14 protein-coding genes and 1 pseudogene are annotated in these 16866 nt (G+C 62.0%); 8 read left to right on the forward strand and 7 right to left on the reverse strand.

The window, feature by feature from the left end:
• Window positions 1-87 precede the first annotated feature (87 nt).
• Window positions 88-1254 carry a cysteine desulfurase family protein gene (locus PYR71_RS25750; RefSeq protein ID WP_183913613.1) on the reverse strand — a complete coding sequence of 389 codons (1167 nt, stop codon included), beginning with the start codon at window positions 1252-1254 and terminating at the stop codon, window positions 88-90.
• 217 nt (window positions 1255-1471) lie between these two features.
• Between PYR71_RS25750 and PYR71_RS25755 the strand changes: the two genes are divergently transcribed.
• Window positions 1472-2149: an alpha/beta hydrolase gene (locus PYR71_RS25755; protein ID WP_004675601.1), complete on the forward strand. Its 678-nt coding sequence runs from the start codon at window positions 1472-1474 to the stop codon at window positions 2147-2149.
• Between the two features lie 33 nt (window positions 2150-2182).
• On the opposite strand, the pseudogene PYR71_RS25760 reads toward PYR71_RS25755, so the two are convergent.
• Both PYR71_RS25760 and PYR71_RS25765 read right to left on the reverse strand, forming a co-directional pair.
• Window positions 2183-2718: pseudogene (locus PYR71_RS25760) on the reverse strand (GNAT family N-acetyltransferase).
• Window positions 2715-3827: an anhydro-N-acetylmuramic acid kinase gene (locus tag PYR71_RS25765; protein ID WP_275621400.1), complete on the reverse strand. Its 1113-nt coding sequence runs from the start codon at window positions 3825-3827 to the stop codon at window positions 2715-2717. The pseudogene PYR71_RS25760 and the gene PYR71_RS25765 overlap by 4 nt, the downstream one beginning before the upstream one ends.
• A 132-nt stretch (window positions 3828-3959) precedes the next feature.
• Between PYR71_RS25765 and tyrS the strand changes: the two genes are divergently transcribed.
• A complete protein-coding gene (gene tyrS, locus PYR71_RS25770) occupies window positions 3960-5216 on the forward strand; it encodes a tyrosine--tRNA ligase (RefSeq protein WP_275621401.1) in 1257 nt (418 codons plus the stop codon).
• 63 nt (window positions 5217-5279) lie between these two features.
• On the opposite strand, the gene PYR71_RS25775 is transcribed toward tyrS, so the two are convergent.
• A complete protein-coding gene (locus PYR71_RS25775) occupies window positions 5280-5561 on the reverse strand; it encodes a hypothetical protein (protein ID WP_416340296.1) in 282 nt (93 codons plus the stop codon).
• Window positions 5562-5753: 192 nt separating this feature from the next.
• Between PYR71_RS25775 and PYR71_RS25780 the strand changes: the two genes are divergently transcribed.
• Window positions 5754-7415 carry an alpha-amylase family protein gene (locus PYR71_RS25780; RefSeq protein WP_275621403.1) on the forward strand — a complete coding sequence of 554 codons (1662 nt, stop codon included), beginning with the start codon at window positions 5754-5756 and terminating at the stop codon, window positions 7413-7415.
• A 12-nt stretch (window positions 7416-7427) separates the two neighbouring features.
• On the opposite strand, the gene PYR71_RS25785 is transcribed toward PYR71_RS25780, so the two are convergent.
• The gene (locus PYR71_RS25785) at window positions 7428-10826 is read right to left on the reverse strand and encodes a YhdP family protein (RefSeq protein WP_275621404.1); all 3399 of its coding nucleotides are present in this window, start codon (window positions 10824-10826) and stop codon (window positions 7428-7430) included.
• Between the two features lie 125 nt (window positions 10827-10951).
• Here PYR71_RS25785 and PYR71_RS25790 point away from each other — a divergent pair, with 125 nt between their 5' ends.
• The 5 genes from PYR71_RS25790 to PYR71_RS25810 all read left to right on the forward strand — a co-directional run bounded on the left by PYR71_RS25790 (window position 10952) and on the right by PYR71_RS25810 (window position 15774).
• The gene (locus PYR71_RS25790; protein ID WP_183913600.1) at window positions 10952-11425 is read left to right on the forward strand and encodes a peroxiredoxin; all 474 of its coding nucleotides are present in this window, start codon (window positions 10952-10954) and stop codon (window positions 11423-11425) included.
• Window positions 11422-12249, forward strand: coding sequence for a ferritin-like domain-containing protein (locus PYR71_RS25795; RefSeq protein ID WP_275621405.1), 828 nt, complete (start codon window positions 11422-11424; stop codon window positions 12247-12249). The genes PYR71_RS25790 and PYR71_RS25795 overlap by 4 nt, the downstream gene beginning before the upstream one ends.
• 104 nt (window positions 12250-12353) lie before the next feature.
• A complete protein-coding gene (locus tag PYR71_RS25800) occupies window positions 12354-13676 on the forward strand; it encodes a peptidoglycan DD-metalloendopeptidase family protein (RefSeq protein ID WP_275621406.1) in 1323 nt (440 codons plus the stop codon).
• A 157-nt stretch (window positions 13677-13833) separates the two neighbouring features.
• Window positions 13834-15351: a DEAD/DEAH box helicase gene (locus tag PYR71_RS25805; protein ID WP_222140103.1), complete on the forward strand. Its 1518-nt coding sequence runs from the start codon at window positions 13834-13836 to the stop codon at window positions 15349-15351.
• Window positions 15352-15354: 3 nt separating this feature from the next.
• Window positions 15355-15774, forward strand: coding sequence for an NUDIX domain-containing protein (locus tag PYR71_RS25810; RefSeq protein ID WP_275621407.1), 420 nt, complete (start codon window positions 15355-15357; stop codon window positions 15772-15774).
• Here PYR71_RS25810 and PYR71_RS25815 read toward each other — a convergent pair.
• Both PYR71_RS25815 and PYR71_RS25820 read right to left on the reverse strand, forming a co-directional pair.
• Window positions 15771-16091, reverse strand: a complete 321-nt coding sequence (locus PYR71_RS25815; protein WP_064685448.1) for a TfoX/Sxy family protein — start codon at window positions 16089-16091, stop codon at window positions 15771-15773. The genes PYR71_RS25810 and PYR71_RS25815 overlap by 4 nt on opposite strands.
• 32 nt (window positions 16092-16123) lie before the next feature.
• Window positions 16124-16618: a flavin reductase gene (locus PYR71_RS25820; protein WP_183913590.1), complete on the reverse strand. Its 495-nt coding sequence runs from the start codon at window positions 16616-16618 to the stop codon at window positions 16124-16126.
• Between the last annotated feature and the right edge of the window lie 248 nt (window positions 16619-16866).

Genomic DNA, 16866 nt, shown 5'->3' on the forward strand with positions numbered 1-16866 from the left:
TTCCTTGCCCTGATGTAAGAGGCCAAAAGGGACTTTTCAGCCCGATTGGCAAGCGGAAATTTGCGTTTCCGCAAGTTTATGATGCGGTCAGGCCGCCTCACCCGCCGACCTGCGCCGGCAGGCGATCTTCGCAAAAGCGGCAACCGCCCTGTCTATGTCTTCTTCCGTCGTCGAGAAGCCGAGCGAGATGCGTAGTGCGCCGAGTTTGGCGTCGCGGCCCATCGCCGTCAGCACATGGCTTTCGCCAAGCCGTCCCGACGAGCAAGCCGAACCTGCCGAAAGCGCGACACCTTCGAGATCGAAGGCGATCTGTCCGGTCTCGGCCTTCAACCCCGGTAGGGTGAAGAAGATCGTATTGGCGACGCGCTCGCCGCTCTCGCCATGGATGATCACGTCGGCGGCGTGCCGTCGCATGCCTTCCTCGAGCCGCTCGCGCAACGCGCCGATTGCCGCATTGCGCGTCTCCAGCTCGCCCGCTGCCGTCTCCGCCGCCGCGCCAAAGCCAATCAGCGCCAGCGAATTCTGTGTCCCCGAACGGTGACCACGCTCCTGCCCGCCACCCTGGATCAGCGGCCGCGGCATCAGCGCCTCGCCGCGCGCAATCAGCGCGCCGGCGCCTTTCGGCCCGCCGATCTTATGCGAGGAGACGATCATGAAATCGGCGCCAATCCTATTGATATCGAGCGGGATGCGGCCGGCCGCCTGCACCGCGTCGACCACGAAAAGCCCGCCATGGGCATGCACGATTTTTGCCGCCGCCTCGACCGGCTGGACGATACCCGTCTCGTTGTTGACAAGCATGACGGCGACCATCGGCAGGCCTGCTGCCTTGTCATGCGCCCCGAGCAGAAGCCCGAGCGCGTCGAGATCGACGATTCCGGCTTCCGTCACCGGGATCTCCGTCATGTTTTCCCTGGAGAAGCGCCCGCCTTCGCGAACCGCCGGGTGCTCGACCGCTGAAAAATAGAGATGGCCAAGCCGAAGCGGCGTACGACCCATGCGAAATTCCGGCGTCAGCACCAGATTGGCGGCTTCCGTTGCGCCGCTGGTGAAGATCACATTGCCGGCTTCTGTGCCGGCAAGGGCGGCGACCTTGCGTCGCGCACATTCGATAGCAGCGCGGGCGGCCCGTCCCTCACCATGCACGCTGTTCGGATTGCCAAACACGTCAATGGCGCCCATGATCGCCTCACGCGCTGCGGGGTGCAGCGGCGCTGTGGCATTCCAGTCGAGATAAAGGCGTGGCGGCGCCATGATCTTCAGTCCTGCGCTTGACGAGCTTGCTTCAGCACCCACGGTTCATTTTTCTTGAAATTTCCGCCGGGCTTGCCGTATGACACGTTCCACGAAGCGTGGATCGCCATGCAAGTTTCGAATTGTTCTAAACTGCGTTTTAGAAAAGCTGACAACGATAGTCAAGTCATGTTGTCGCCCGACGCAGCGCGAACGCGAAATAAAACCCGGAGTACCAATGCCCGAAGTAATTTTCAACGGTCCAGCCGGCCGTCTTGAAGGCCGCTACCAGCCCTCCAAGGAAAAAAGCGCGCCCATCGCCCTGATCCTGCATCCGCATCCGCAGTTCGGCGGCACGATGAACAACCAGATTGTCTACCAGCTCTTCTACATGTTCCAGAAGCGCGGGTTCACGACTTTGCGCTTCAATTTCCGGGGCATCGGCCGCAGCCAGGGCGAATTCGACCACGGCGCCGGCGAATTGTCGGATGCCGCCTCGGCGCTCGACTGGGTGCAGAGCCTGCATCCCGATTCGAAGACCTGTTGGGTCGCCGGTTATTCCTTCGGTTCATGGATCGGCATGCAACTCCTGATGCGCCGGCCGGAGATCGAGGGCTTCATGTCGATCGCCCCGCAGCCAAATACCTACGACTTCTCGTTCCTGGCGCCCTGCCCCTCCTCCGGCCTGATCATCAACGGCGAGGCCGACAAGGTGGCGCCGGAAAAGGATGTCAACGGCCTTGTGGAGAAGCTGAAGACCCAGAAGGGGATTCTCATTACCCATCGCACCGTTGCCAATGCCAACCACTTCTTCAACGGTCAGGTGGAGACGCTGATGAGCGAATGCGAGGACTATCTCGACCGCCGCCTCAATGGCGAGCTGGTGCCCGAGCCGGCGGCCAAGCGGATCCGCTGACCGCATAACCCCGACGTCTGCCCACCACCATCATCACGACGCGCTGGGCTTTCCCGACTGCATGCCGGCAGTCAGCTCGTAAGCCGTGTCGAGGACTCCATCGATCAGGATTGGCGCGCGTTCGCGCATGCCGATCTTCCTGAGGACCCGCTGCGAAGCAACATTTTCGGGATGCGTGAAAGCGATAAAGCTCGACGCGAACGCCCTCGCGAGAACCAGCCGGCGAGCGCGCTCGCCGCCTCCGTCGCCAGGCCCTTGCCCCACGCCTCCTCGCGCAGGGAATAGCCGAGTTCGAATTGGTCACTCCCGAATCGCGAAATGCCGGCGCGACCCATAAAGCTGCCATCCGCGGCGAGAAGCTTGTATTTGGTTGTACCGTCGCGCGCCTGCTCCGCGAACCAGTCGCGCAACCGTTGCTCGGCCTTATCAAGGCTCCAGGGAGTATTGCCGGGAAGATATCGCGTCGTCGCCATGCTTGAGTGCAGTTGCTGCAGCAGGGCGGCGTCGCCTTCGTCCCACATGACAAAACGCAGCCTCGGCGTTTCCAATATCAGCCTTTGGCTTGTCATGGTCTTGCCAGCACGCCGCCGCTGACGGGAGCCGCAACTCCCGTCGTGCCGGGAAAGGTCAGCGGCAGCCCGTCCAGCGAGCGTACGGCGAGGTAGGCCCAGGCCTCGGCCTCCATCGCATCGCCGTCGAAGCCCGCGGCCTCGGCGCTCAACACTCTCGATCCCTCGGTCATCGCCGAGAGCTCGCCCATCAAGGTGCCGTTCAGCCGACCGCCGCCGCAGACGATATAGGCCGATGGACGTTCGGGCAGGAATCCGGCGGATTTGATGATCGATGCGGCAGCGACATGCGCAAGCGTCCGGGCGCCGTCTTCGAGGCTCGCCTCATCAGGCCGAAGCGGCGCGAAATCGCCGCGATCGAGCGAACGGCGGACATTGCCGCGGAAGAACGGGCTGTTCAGATACCGCTCCGCCAGGGCGGGGACGACCTTCCCGCGCCCGCCGATCTCGCCGCCGGGATCATAGGTTCTGCCGGTCTGCATCTCTACCCATTGATCGATCAGCGTATTGCCAGGGCCGCTGTCGAAGGCGGCGATCCGGCCGTCAGCGCCGATATAGGTGAGGTTGGAGATGCCGCCGATATTGACGAAGCACACCGCCTCTCCCGCCTGCTGGAATTTTCCCGCCAGTGCTGCATGATAGGCCGGCACCAGCGGCGCACCCTGCCCGCCATGCACCATATCGTTGGCACGCATGTCGTAGACCACGGATAAGCCCGTCCGGCACGCCAATTCCCGGCCGTCGCCGATCTGGATCGTCAGTCCCTCGTCCGGCCGGTGAAGCACCGTCTGGCCATGGAAACCGAGAATGTCGACGCCATTGGCAGCGAGCCCGAAATGCTCGAGAAATGCCGTAACGGCAGTTGCATGCCGTAAGGTCAGCTCGAGCTCGATCTCGCGAAGTTCTCCCGGCCGTTCGTTCCTGTCCCGGAGCGGCCGCGCCAGTTCCAGCGCCCGTTTGAGCCGTCCGCGAAACTCTGCATCATACGGCATCCCCAGAAACGGCCCGCGCTCGATGAAGCCGCGGCCGTCGGTCCTGATCAGCGCGACATCGATACCGTCCATCGACGTGCCGCTCATCAGGCCGATTGCGGTTCTGACCACATCCATGAGGCTTGCCTCCCATGCGATTCCCGGATGCACTTTTGTAAAAACAGTGCTAAACGCGCCGCGACAGATCAACAACAACGAAGTTGCGCAAGGCCACACGGGACCGAGCGCAGACACCAAGAGACGAAAGCCATGTCCGAGTTCAAGTCCGATTTCCTCCGCACGCTGAAAGAGCGCGGCTTCATCCATCAGGTTTCCGATGAAAGCGGCCTCGACGATCTGTTCGTGAAGGAGGTCGTGACGGCCTACGTCGGTTACGACGCAACCGCGACCAGCCTGCATATCGGCAATTTGATCTCGGCCACTATGCTCTACTGGCTGCAAGAGACCGGCCACCGGCCGATCGCGCTGATGGGCGGCGGCACGTCGATGGTCGGCGATCCCTCCTTCCGCGACGAGCAACGCAAGCTTCTGACGCCGGAGGCGATCAACACCAACATCGAGGGCATCAAGAAGATATTCTCGCGTATCCTACGCTTCGGCGACGGTCCGACCGATGCCTTCATGGTCAACAATGCCGACTGGCTGATGAAGCTCAACTATGTCGAATTCCTGCGTGACGTCGGCCGGCATTTCTCGGTCAACCGCATGCTCTCCTTCGACAGCGTCAAGCTGCGCCTCGATCGTGAGCAGTCGCTCTCCTTCCTCGAATTCAACTACATGATCATGCAGGGCTACGACTTTGTCGAGCTCAGCCGCCGCTACGGCTGCCGCCTGCAAATGGGTGGTTCGGATCAGTGGGGCAACATTATCAACGGCGTCGATCTGGGGCACCGCATGGGCACGCCGCAGCTCTACGCGCTGACCACGCCGCTTTTGACGACGAGTTCCGGCGCCAAGATGGGCAAGACGGCCTCCGGCGCCGTCTGGCTGAACGAGGACGTCTTCAGCCCCTATGATTTCTGGCAGTACTGGCGCAACACCGAGGATGCCGATGTTGGCCGGTTCCTGAAGATCTTCACCCGCCTGCCGCTCGCCGAAATCGCCAGGCTCGAGGCCCTCGGCGGCGCCGAAATCAACGAGGCGAAGAAGATTCTCGCCACCGAAGCGACCGCGATCGTCCACGGTCGCGAGGCGGCCGAAGCATCCGCTGAAACGGCCCGCACCACCTTCGAGGAAGGCCGCGTCGCCGAAAACCTTCCTTCTGTTGAAATCTCGGCCACCGAGCTTGACGGCGGCATCGGCCTGCTCTCGCTGATGGTCCGCGCCGGCCTTGCCGGCTCCAACGGCGAGGCTCGTCGCCACGTCCAGGGCGGCGCAGTGCGCATCAATGACGAGGCCGTCAGCGACGAACGCCGCCTGATCGGCAGCGGCGAAATCACCGCCGACGGCGTCATCAAGCTCTCGCTCGGCAAGAAGAAGCACATCCTGATCCGCCGCGCGGCATAGGTCGCTTCAAATGGACGGATCTTGAAGCCGGCGCCCCGCGCCGGCTTTTCCTTTGGCACGGGATCAGTCGGCCCGCCACCGATATTCCGCATCGTCTTGTTTCATCTCTCGAAGGAGCGGTCCGGGCGGATTAACTTCCGAAGCGGGTCGTACGCGCGACCACCAGCCAATCGAGAAGATCGGCGGCGTCATCTTTGCGTCGAGCGGAACCAGGAGGACATGCTCGACGGGGATGCTCTTCACCAGCTTCAGCCGTCCGCCCTTTTCTGCAGAATTCGAAGCCTCGCCAACTGTCACGGCCATCATGGTGGCCGATAGGAAGGAGACTGTCCGGGCGCACTGCATGGCATCCTCCGACATTGCACCAATCGCTGTTGCAGCTGGCACCCACATTACATCAGAGTTATCTAAAATAAGCAAAGCATCAATGACCAGCCTATAGGTCGCAATTATCCAACTGGCCGCGCCACGATATCGCCTTCCCGGAACCTTTTCCGCCCGACGGGATTTGCGACCAGATACATTTGGAGTGCCGGCATGATCAACGACCTCTGGTATAAGAACGCGGTCATCTACTGCCTGTCCGTCGAGAGCTTCATGGATGCGAACGGCGACGGTGTGGGCGATTTCCAAGGCCTGATGCGCCGTCTCGACTATCTTTCAGGCCTCGGCGTGACGGCGATCTGGCTCATGCCGTTCCAGACGTCGCCCGGTCGGGACGACGGCTACGACGTCTCCGATTACTATAATGTCGACCCACGCTATGGCTCGCTCGGCGATTTCGTCGAGTTCACCCATGGTGCCAAACAGCGGGGTATCCGGGTGTTGATCGATCTGGTGATCAATCACACCTCGAAGGATCATCCCTGGTTCGAAGACGCTAGGAGCGACCCGCATTCACGCTATCGCGAGTGGTACGTCTGGTCAGACAAAAAGCCCGCCAACGCGGATCAGGGCATGGTTTTCCCGGGCGTCCAGAAAACCACCTGGACCTATGACGAAAAAGCCAAATGCTATTATTTTCACCGCTTCTACGATCACCAGCCCGATCTCAACACGTCCAATCCCGAGGTGCAGGCGGAGATCCTCAAGATTATGGGATTCTGGGTCCAGCTCGGCGTCTCGGGCTTCCGCATGGACGCCGCCCCCTTCATCATCGCCACCAAGGGCGCCGAAGTCACCAAGCCGGTCGAACAGTTCGACATGCTAAGGAAATTTCGCGAATTCCTGCAATGGCGCCTGGGAGATTCCATCGTGCTGGCGGAGGCCAATATCCTGCCGAAGGACAATTTCGAATATTTCGGCGACGATGGCGACCGCATGCAGATGATGTTCAATTTCCAGGTCAATCAGACGCTGTTTTATGCTCTCGCCACGGCCGACACGCGTCCTCTGAAGAAGGCGATGGATGCCACGAAGCCGCGCCCGGCAACTGCGCAATGGGGGCTGTTCCTTCGCAACCACGATGAACTGGATCTCGGTCGCCTGACGGATAAGCAGCGCGACGCGGTATTCGCGGCATTTGGACCCGAGAAGGGCATGCAACTTTATGACAGGGGCATTCGCCGTCGCCTGGCGCCCATGCTCGGCGGCGACCGCCGCAGGATCGAGCTGGCCTACAGCCTGCTGTTCTCGCTGCCCGGGACGCCGGTCATCCGCTACGGCGATGAAATTGGCATGGGCGATGATCTGTGCCTGCCGGAGCGCAATTGCGCGCGCACCCCGATGCAATGGTCGAGGGAACCGGAAGGCGGTTTCACCAAAAGCGCGAAGCCCGTTTCACCTGTTATCAAGGACGGCCCCTACGGCTTCGAGCACATCAATGTCGCCGTCCAACGGCGCGACCCTAATTCGCTTTTGAACTGGACCGAGCGGATGATCCGGATGCGCAAGGAGGCTCCCGAGATCGGCTGGGGCGATTTCTCAGCGGTCGACACAGGTGACGACGGCGTACTGGCGCTGCGTTATGACTGGCGCGGCAATTCGGTGCTGATCCTGCACAACCTGCGTCCGCACCCGATGGAAGTGACCTTCGATCCTGATGTTGGTGAACTCGGGCGATTGCTGATCGATATTGCCGATGGGGCAAGTAGCGAAGCCGACGAAAAAGGCCGCCATACGGTCATGCTCGATGCCTATGGCTACCGCTGGTATCGCGTCGGCGGCCTCGACTATCTCCTCAGGCGGAAAGATATTTAGTCTCGCTTTCCCTCACTGGAATTCGAAAATCTGCCGGAAGACGCCCGGGGCGATGATCGACAGCGGATTGATCTGTAGGTTCGGCTGGTCGAACTTGCCGGTGAGCTTAAAGGTGATGCCGATCAGGCCGCGGTCGCTGCCATTGCCGAGGATGACGCCGATCAGAGGCAGTTCGGCAAAGAGGCGATTGAGGCCATATGCCGGCATGAAGGTGCCGGTCATATCCATATTGCCCTTGCGGTCGCGCACCACGCCCTGGAACGTCGCGCCGATCTGGTCGCCACGCAGCACCCCGTTCTCGATACCGATCATGCCGCCCCGCGAAACGATGCGGGCAAAGCCGCGCTGGAAGCGTTGCGACGAAGTGTCGATGTCGCGTTTGACGGCCTCGTTAAGGCTGCGCTGCTCGTTTCCGACGGGTGTCGAGACGATCGAACGCAGGCGCTGTTCGTTGACGATCGAGAAGCGGCGCACGTCGAGCGAGCCGTCCCAACCGCCCTCCGCACCCAAGCGGATCGCCAGATTGAGCAGGCCGCCCTGCATGTGCTGGTAGAGATCGGCGAAACGGAAAACCGCGCCGGCATCGCCGCTGGTGATGTTGATGACGCCGCCATCCTTCATCTGGCTGACCACGGCCTCACCGCTGTCGGTGATGCCGGAAAAATTCAGGGTCTGTAGCTTGTCGCCGCGCAGTGACAGCTGAGCCTGAAAGTTGCCGACCTTCTCGTCATTGAAGCCGATTACGTTTTTCAGCCTGGCGCGCACCGACACGCCGGTATTGTCGCTATCGCCGCCCTCGCCGCTGTCCGAGCCCGATTTCAATCGCGCGATGACCGGCCGCGCATCGGCGCTGGTTCCTGAAACGGAGACGTCGAAATTGCCCTTGCTGCGCTTCACCGACAAGGCGAAATCGTCGAGCGAGGAGAGCCTGACGCTGTCGAAATCCGCGGAGATTAGGCCCGTCTTGCCGACGTTCAGCGAACCACTGGCACCGAAGCCGTCACCCTTCAGCCGGAAATTCTTGATCTCAGTATTTTCGGGCGGCCCGGACATCTCGAACTCCGCGGATGCGGCAATGCCGCTGCCTTTCGACCAGCCGATCCAAGGAAGGTCGAGCATCGATTTGGTGAGGTCGAGCTGAACGTCTTGCCGGTCGTCGTCTATCCGCGTCAGCACCATCTTCAGGTTACCCCTGACGATATCGGAAAGCCCGGGCATCACCTTGCTGCGCTGATCATCCGAGAGCGTCGCCGTGATTACGCGCTGCCGCTCCACGCCAGACGACGCTTCGACCGGCTCGGTCAGATCGATCTCGGCCGGAATGCCGTCGATCTCGCCCTTGGCGTCGAGCGTGATCTGCTTCGGATCGCCATTCAGCATGCCGCTGACATTGCTGATCGTGCGGCCGGAGAACGGCTTGGCCAGATCGACGTCGGTGAGCTTCATGGCGGCCTTCCACTCGGCCGGCGGCGGGTTTTGCGACGACAGCAGTCCGAAATGCGCCTTCACATTCGCGTCGATGTGTCCCTTGAAATCGTCGGCCGTAAAGCCGGCGCGCTGCAGCACCCGGATCGGTTTGTAGGTCAGGAGCTCGCCGACGGCGTCCGCCGCACCGGAGACCGCAAGATCGATATCGGCCATCAGCGGTTTGTCGTAGGCGGAAGGTATGACGAACGTTCCCTGCCCGAGACCGACGGACCGGCCGGAGGGGAAATAGGAAGTGCCGCTCTTGATCGAAATCGTCGCAACCGGGCCGGTCAGATCGAAATGCGCCGCCGTATCGCGCACCGGCGGAATGTCGCCGGCAACGTTCATCCGCGCACCGGCAATGTCGAAGCCGATGCGGATCTGGTTGGCGTCGAGCTTCAATCCCTTGCCGCCGGCTGCTTCGTCAAGCCGTCCGAACGGGATGAAAACGGATATGGCGGCGTCGGTGACGGTGCCGCCGAAGAGATTGCCATGCACCCATGTGCGCACCTTGGGCGCCATCCAGAACGGCCAGAGCTGCTTGATCGCCGTCGTCTGCAGCTCTCTGGACTGCCCGGCAAAGCTGATTTCCGGCGACTTATCGCCGAGCTTGACGTGCAACGCCCCGTAAAGCGCGCCGAGGGCGCTGGAAACGGTCATGTTGGGAAACAGGAATTCTCGGCCGGCGACCATATAACGCCCGGTCGCCTGGATATCGAAGGAGAGCGGCTGTTCGCCGGAGGCGCCAGGCGCGGCGGTGCCGCCGCTGACCAGCAGGTCGATGCCGAAGCCCTTGCCGGCCTGCGGGTCGAGCTTGTCGAGATCAATCAGCGCGCCGTTGATCGGAACCGTGGTCGCGCCGAACCGGGCGTTCGACTTGGCGATCTCCAGCGTCTGCTTGGCGAAATCATAGGCGAGGTTGATCTGCCCGCCCGACAGCTCCTGCGGATCGCCATCTGCATAAATCACGCCGGGATCGATATCGACCGTTGCGGCAAGCGCCGGCTGCACGCCGTCGCGCTCCCTGGTCGCCGACACTGTCAGGTCGACGAAGGCACTGAGCCCCTGCCGTATCACGCCCTGATCGTTGCGTTTCAACGCAAAGGGCGTGAGGTCGGCGTGCCTGAGCGTCGCCACCACCTTCGACACCTGGCCGCCTTCCTTCTCGGCCAGCACATCGAGCTCCGCCACTTCGCCGTTAAGCGCAACCTCACCTCTCAATTGCAGTGAGGATGGCCCGGCATGCGCAAAGATCAGATTATCGACGACGAGCGACAACGGGCCGTTTGCGGTGTCGGCGAATTTGACGTCGATGCCGGAGATGCGCACCGAATTGGTCGAGCCGCGTGTCACGATGTTGTCGAACATGTCGAGCTGCGAGAAGATCGTCTCCATCGCCGCCGGCATGGCGTCGATGCGCAGATCGTCGAGCTTGACGGGGTTGCCGGAGGGCAAAAGCGCGGTGTCGAGCGCGATATCCTCCGCTTCGATATCGGCGACGGCGATGCGGCCGCGGAAGAGCTGTAGCGGATCGAGCCCCAGCCGCACCGAACCCGTCGTCGACAGGTGCTGGCCGCTCTGCTGGTCGATCATATTGACGTTGCGCGCTTCCAGCGCCAGCCGGAAGTCAGAGGTGAAACGGATGACGGTGGACCCGACTTCGGCGCGGTAGCGCGGTCCGGCCACGCCGTTCAGCGCCGCCTGCGCCTGCTCAGACAGCGGCTTGTCGAACATGCCGCTCTCGACGGTGAAGACGATGGCACCGAGGATCAGGAGAATCAGTCCCAGAAATCCCAAGGTCAGCTTCGCCGTGCGCCGCACCGGCGAACGCGGCGGCGGGCAATGAACAATGATCGGATCCTCGGCCTGGGCGGACGGCAAGCGGTCCAGCGCAACGATATCCTTCTTGCGAAACGTGACCTTTTCGCCGCGGATGGCTGACATGCGCCCTCGGGCTCTCCCTTAAATCGAAGAATTGAACCCGGCCATGCTGGACGGGTTTCCATCCACTATATAATTCGGGGAGAGAGAGTGTCATCCACAAACCCGGCAAAAGAAAGGTTTTCCCAATGGCGGTTCCCGGCATCGGTGCCCTGGCCCCCGATTTCAATCTCCCCCGCGACGGCGGCGGTCGTGTCTCCCTGTCCGATTTTCACGGCAGGCCGCTAGTGCTGTTCTTCTATCCCAAAGATGACACCACGGGCTGCACCGCCGAATCGCTGGCTTTCACGGCGCTGGCGCCGGAGTTCGAAGCAGCCGGTGCCGCCGTGATCGGCATGTCGCCCGATTCGGCTGCCTGCCATGACAAGTTCATCAGGAAACACCGTCTTTCGGTGGCGCTCGCCTCGGACGAAGACAAGACGACGCTGCAGGCCTATGGCGTCTGGAAGGAAAAGAGCATGTACGGCCGAAACTTCATGGGCGTCGAGCGCACCACGTTCCTCATCCGCCAGGACGGCACGATCGCCACCATCTGGCAGAAGGTGAAGGTGCAAGGCCATGCCGAAACCGTGCTCGAGGCCGTCAGGAATCTGGCCGCGTGACCGGTGATTTCACAATAAGCTCGTTGCGCGGCGGCGCCATCGACGCCATCCGCTCGGCCGATCTCGACCGCAAGACCGCCCTTGCGCAGGAAAGCGCCACCCGCTGGTTCGCCCGCCGGGTGTCGCTGCGCTCGCCGCTCGACGCTGCCCTGCCGGAAAGGCCCGGCCGTCCCGACAAACCGGTGCTGACGCCGCCGACCCTTGTGAAGAAACGCTCGCTGCACACGCTGAAAGGCCGTATCGCACTGCTGCATGCCATCGCCCATATCGAGCTCAATGCGGTCGACCTGGCGCTCGATATCGTTGCGCGATTCGCGACCGAACAGGTGCCAAACTCCTTCTTCGACGGCTGGATGCAGGTCGCTTTCGAGGAGGCGAAACATTTTCGCATGGTGCGCGCCCGCCTCAACGATCTCGGCGCCGATTACGGCGATCTTCCCGCCCATGACGGGTTGTGGCAGGCGGCCCATTCGACGCGCAACGACCTGACGGCAAGGCTTGCCGTCGTGCCGCTAATTCTCGAAGCCCGCGGCCTCGACGTCACACCGTCGCTGCAGGCCAAGATGCGCGAGACCGGCGATCTCGAAAGCGCTGCCGTCCTCGACGTCATCTATAACGATGAAAAAGGCCATGTCGCCGTCGGCGCCAAATGGTTCCGCTTCCTCTGCGCCCGCGAAAGGCGCGATCCGGCAAAGGCCTTCCAGGAGCTGGTGCGCGCCAATTTCCGCGGGCCGCTGAAGCCGCCCTTCAACGATCTCGCCCGGGCCGAAGCCGGGCTGACGCCGTCTTTCTACCGCACTCTTGCATCGATCAGCCACGCCTGAGGTGATTGGTTTTCTGACGCAAATGACGACCGCGAAAGTATTCGTTAACCATAACGGTGTCTAATTTCCGAAAGAGGCGTAGAGCATCAATCGGGAGAGCCTGCGTGAACAGCGGACATCAGCACCGGGTATTCGGCAAGCGGGCGCAGGACCACATCCTCATCCTGGCAAGCGGCGACAAGGTGCGCCACATGACGGTCCGGCCGTGGATGGCGGCGCTTGCCTTCTGCTTCGTCGGCGTCTTCTCGATCGGCTATCTCCTGGCGACCTCCTACCTCGTGCTGCGCGACGACCTGATCGGCGCCACCATGGCGCGCCAGGCCCGCATGCAGCATGACTACGAGGACCGCATCGCCGCCCTTCGTGCCCAGGTCGACCGCATCACCTCCCGCCAGCTTCTTGACCAGCAGGTGGTCGAGGACAAGGTCGACAAGCTGATGGAGCAGCAGTTGGCGCTCACCTCGCGCCACGGCAAGCTCGACAATCTGCTCGACCGCGCCGAAAGTTCCGGCCTGACGGAAAAGGACGGCGCCCAGCCCGCGCCGTCATCGCCCGTCCAGTCCCTTGTCCCCGATATCAAGGATAAGCGCGCTTCGCTCAACGGCGGCATCGAGGCCATTGAGAAGCAACTGGCGAGCGGCGCGCCTGCCGACGCGACGCCCGACAATTCGACGCTTGCTTATGTGCCGTCCGCCGAGACGGTTGGCGACCGCGCCGACCGGATCTTCTCCAAGGTGACGCTGTCGCTGAAGGATGTCGAGCAGGATCAGCGCAACCGCGTCGAGCAGCTGACGAGTGACGCCGGCCACGCCGCCAGCGCCATCGAGACCGTGCTGACCCGATTCAAGATTCCTGTGCCTGAGGAGACGGCCGCCGCCAGGCAGGAGGAGGAGAGCGCCGTCGGCGGTCCCTATCTCGAACCCGAGAGCAACGACGACTTCAACAATTCGCTGGCCGCCCTCGACGGCGCGCTGACCCGGTTGGAGGCCGTGCGCAGCACCGCCGAATCCCTGCCCTTCCGCAACCCCGCCATCGGCAAGGACGTCACCAGCCCCTTCGGCAACCGCCGCGACCCGTTCCTCGGCCGTCTGGCACTCCATTCCGGCATCGACTTCCGCTTTTCACCGGGTGAGAGAATCCGTCCGACGGCGCCCGGCAAGGTCATCGCCGCCGGTTGGACCGGCGGCTACGGCAATATGGTCGAGGTCGACCACGGCAACGGCATCTCGACGCGCTACGGCCACATGTCACAGGTTCTCGTCAAGGTCGGCGACACGGTTGGCCGCAACGATGTCATCGGCCTTGCCGGCAGTACCGGCCGCTCGACCGGCACCCATCTGCACTATGAAGTGCGCCAGAACGGCCAGGCGGTCGATCCAGTATATTTCATGAATGCTGGACTTAAACTCGCCACCTACATCAAGTAATAGCCGTCAGGTAACCATCGCTTCACTCTGCACGGGGTGCGCCCTCTCTATTTCTTGACTTGCCGGCCATTCGGGGCTATGTCGCGCTGCATTGCGGCATGCAATCCCGCCGACTCGTTCAGAGATCGGCCGAACCGGAACGGAAACAGTTTTCCCTTTGACGACATTCGCTGACCTTGGCTTGAGCCAAAAAGTGTTATCCGCTGTTACCGACGCGGGCTATACGATCCCCACGCCTATTCAGGCGGGGGCCATTCCCTTTGCGCTCGAACGCCGCGACATTTGCGGCATCGCGCAGACCGGAACCGGCAAGACCGCATCTTTCGTTCTTCCGATGCTGTCGCTTCTGGAAAAGGGCCGCGCCCGGGCGCGCATGCCCCGCACGCTGATCCTCGAGCCGACCCGCGAACTCGCTGCCCAGGTCGCCGAGAATTTCGAGAAGTACGGCAAGAACCACCGTCTGAACGTTGCCCTGCTGATCGGCGGCGTGTCCTTCGAAGACCAGGACCGCAAACTTGAGCGCGGCGCCGATGTGCTGATCTGCACGCCCGGCCGCCTGCTCGACCATTTCGAACGCGGCAAGCTCCTGATGAGCGGCGTCGAGATCCTCGTCATCGACGAGGCCGACCGCATGCTCGACATGGGCTTCATCCCCGATATCGAGCGCATCGCCAAGCTCATCCCCTTCACCCGCCAGACGCTATTCTTCTCGGCAACCATGCCGCCAGAGATCCAGAAGCTCGCCGACCGCTTCCTGCAGAATCCCGAGCGCATCGAAGTGGCAAAGCCGGCTTCGGCCGCAAAGACGGTGACACAGCGCTTCGTCGCCTCCCACAGCAAGGATTATGAGAAGCGCGCGGTTCTGCGCGAGCTCGTCCGTGCGCAGACCGAACTGAAGAACGCCATCATCTTCTGCAACCGCAAGAAGGACGTCGCCGATCTCTTCCGTTCACTGGAGCGCCACGGCTTCTCCGTTGGTGCGCTGCATGGCGACATGGATCAGCGCTCCCGCACGATGATGCTGCAGAGCTTCCGTGACGGCAATCTCCAGCTGCTGGTCGCCTCCGACGTCGCCGCCCGCGGCCTCGACATTCCCGATGTCAGCCACGTATTCAATTTCGATGTGCCGATCCACTCGGAGGACTATGTCCACCGCATCGGCCGCACCGGCCGTGCCGGCCGCTCGGGCGCCGCCTTTACGCTCGTGACCAAGCGTGACACCAAATTCGTCGATGCAATCGAGAAGCTGATCGGCGAAAAGGTCGAATGGCTGAGCGGCGATGTGAATTCGCTGCCACCGGCGGAAGAAAGCGCCGACAACGAGCGCCCGCGGCGCAACAGCCGCGACCGGGGCGCAAAGGGTGAGCGGGGCGAGAGGGATCGTGGGCGCGGACGCGGCAATCGCGGTGCCGCGAGTCATAAATCTGATAACGACATACAGGATAATGACGTCCAAGTGATCGAAGCAGCACCAGCAAGGGCCGAAGTCTTGAAGAACGAGCGCAAAGCAGAGCAGAAGCCGCAAAACAACGCGCGCAACAATCGGCCTTACCCGGCAAACGACGACAGCCGCGACCGCCGCCGTCATCGCGATCACGACGATGGCCCGACCCCGGTCGGTTTCGGCGACGACATCCCAGCCTTCATGCTGATCGCCGGCAGCGCCAAGGTCTGAACAATGGGCAGGCCCGGCCATGATTTTCCGGGCCTCGGCGTTGGTCTGGTGATCCTGCGCGACGACAGGATCCTCCTCTACAAACGCGTGAATCCGCCTGAAGCCGGCTACTGGAACATTGTCGGCGGCAAGGTCGATCACATGGAGCCGGCCGAAGAAGCCGCGCGCCGCGAGGCCGAAGAAGAAACCGGCCTGAAGATCGGCCGGATCGAACGGATCGGCGTGACCGAACAGATCATCGATGCCGACCGCCAGCACTGGATGTCCATCCTTTATCTCGCCCGCGACGTCGAAGGCGAGCCGCAACTGACCGAACCCGACAAGCTTTCTGATTTCGGCTGGTTTGCCCTGACTGATCTGCCCATGCCGCTGTCGGCCTTCACCAGGGCGGCAATAGCAGTTTTGCCGGCTGCCGAGCGCTAACTCTCGGTGCGAAGCGCCGCCTCATAGGCCAGCCTCACCCATTTCGCCATAAGATCGGGATCGTCGTAGGCCTCTTCTGGGATCGACCAGTAGGGCATTTTCACCGGCTTGCCCTTCTTGCCCTCATAGGCCCATTGCGTGGCGCCGGCGGCGGCAAATTCCGGGGCGCTTGTCTCATCAGCCTTCAGCAGCATCTCGTCGCGCACTTCAACTGCAACGATGCGCCCGAGGTGATAAATGCCTTTGCCGCCGAACATGCGCTTGATCGTGACTGGGCCGAGCCCCTGAAACATTTCCTCGATCCCGGCATTGTCCATTCTCTATTCCCTCAAAATCTCCGCTGCGCCGATCACAGCGTGTGATAATCCCGGTTCACATAGATGAGCGCCGGATGCTTCTCACTGAAGCGGACGGCGGCGACTTCGCCGAAGATGACATTATGGGTCGGCATTTCCTTGATGTCGGTCACCCGGCAATCGAAGGCGGCAAGCGCATCGGCAAGGACCGGCGCGCCGGTGACAAGCGTGTCGAAACGGGCGCTGGCGAAGCGTTCGTCATCGGCAAGCGCCGTGCGTCCGGAGAAAGCGTCGGCAACGCCCTGGTGGTGAGCGCCGAGCGTGTTCAGCACGAAGATGCCGCTGCGGAAAAAAATCTCGTTCTTCGGATTGGTGTTGTTGAGGCAGATCAGCACCGAGGCCGGATTATCCGAGACCGAGCAGGCGGCTGTGATGGTGACGCCCCGGCGCATGCCTTCCATCACCGTCGTCACGAGTTGCACATGGCCGGCATAACGGCTCATGGCATCGCGATAAAGGCCGGGGTCGATATGCTGCCTGTTCAACAACTGCTTCTCCGTACGCTCTTCTGCCGACTGCATACATCCATAAATCGGAACCGATTTGGGGACAAAATTACGCGGCAATTCAAAGTGCTGCAGCGTCCTTTGCGTCACCGAAAGGACGTCCTGCGCTGCAGTTCGACTTTCCATCGCGCCAATATGGCGAGCATGGGTTACCTTTTCTACAATAGGACCGGTGAAAAGCATCGGGTTACGCTTGTTTTTCTTTGACGATCGCGGCCTTGCGGATAAAA

The organism is Rhizobium mulingense, assembly GCF_029194105.1.
GTDB classification, from domain to species: Bacteria; Pseudomonadota; Alphaproteobacteria; order Rhizobiales; family Rhizobiaceae; genus Rhizobium; species Rhizobium mulingense.